The sequence below is a fragment of the Xanthomarina maritima genome, from assembly GCF_008084905.1.
Taxonomy (GTDB): Bacteria; Bacteroidota; Bacteroidia; order Flavobacteriales; family Flavobacteriaceae; genus Xanthomarina; species Xanthomarina maritima.
The window spans coordinates 1-1426 of the sequence record NZ_VSFC01000030.1 but is presented as its reverse complement, the minus strand read 5'-3'; the positions used below and the strand labels follow the sequence as shown (position 1 = coordinate 1426).

Genomic DNA, 1426 nt, shown 5'->3' with positions numbered 1-1426 from the left:
TCGGTTTTCTGTTGTCGGTTTTCTGTTGTCGGTTTTCTGTTATCTGTTGCTTCTCGATACAAAACCTTATTCTATGGTTTCACTCTAAGTGACTTGAGTTTGGTGTTTGGTGTAAAGTTGTAGTTTTTACTTAATGACATGGAAGGGCTTTTGTTATTTGCTAACAGTATGATGTTTCAATAACACTTCGATACTTCGACTATACTTCGATGCTTCGATACTTCGACAAGCTCAGTACAGGCTCAGCTCAGTACAGGCTTGCTCAGTGTGACACCACTTCGACAGGCTCAGTGTGACAAGCTCAGTGTGACAAGCTCAGCATAGGCTTGCTCCCAATGACGTGTTTCAATCGTGAGATTGCTTCGTCGCAGGCTTCTCGCAATGACGTGTTTCAATCGTGAGATTGCTTCGTCGCATGCTTCTCGCAATGACAGTAGGTTCGCAATGACGCTTTCAGGGAAGGACTTGCAATGGCAATTATTATTTAAACCATTTCCAGGTCACCTTCAACCCTTCCCCAACAGAATACTCCGGAGCATACCCCAACAACCTTTCAGCTTTAGAAATATCAGCCAAAGAATCCCGAACATCGCCTTGACGGTCTGGACCATGAACAGCTTTTAAATTGGCATTTGCTGCTTGATTTAAAGACTCCCATAAATAATTAACAGATATACGTTCACCACAAGCCACATTAAACACCTCGTTACTGGCTTCTTTGGAAGCAAAAAAGCCTTTTACATTGGCTTGAACGGCATTGGCTACAAAAGTAAAATCACGAGTTTGCTCGCCATCCCCATTGATGGTTGGAGATTGTTTGTCTTTAAGAGCCTGCATAAATAAGGGAATCACGGCTGCATAAGCGCCATTGGGACTTTGCTTTGGACCAAACACATTAAAATAGCGTAAGCCAACCACATCGGTGCCAAAGGTTTTACCAAAGACATCGGCATAGAGTTCGTTTACATACTTAGTTACCGCATAGGGCGACAACGGCTTTCCTATTTGTGCTTCTACCTTAGGCAAGCTTTTGCTATCGCCATAGGTAGAACTGGAAGCCGCATACACCATACGCTTCACCGTAGGACTGTCTTTTAAAGCAATCATCATATTTAAAAACCCAGTGATATTGACTGCGTTGGTGGTTGCTGGATCGTTTATAGATCTTGGTACGGAACCTAAAGCTGCCTGATGAGAGACATAATCGATGCCTTTCATAGCCTGTTTGCAGGTTGCAAGATCTCGAATATCGCCTTCTAATAATTCAAAAGCTGGGTTTGATTCAAATTCTGTCAAGTTCTCGCGATAGCCATTAGAAAAATTGTCTAAGACACGTACTTTCTTCGCACCGTGTTTTAGGAGGTATTCAACCAAATTACTTCCAATGAACCCAGCTCCTCCTGTTACTAAATACTTATAGTCTTTA

General features: G+C 42.5%; 1 protein-coding gene. It reads right to left on the bottom strand.

Translation table 11 applies throughout. The annotated features are described in order from the left end of the window. Positions 1-480: 480 nt before the first annotated feature. Positions 481-1426, bottom strand: a 946-nt coding sequence (locus FVF61_RS05720; RefSeq protein ID WP_148454272.1) for an SDR family oxidoreductase, incomplete at its 5' end; no start/stop codon positions are given.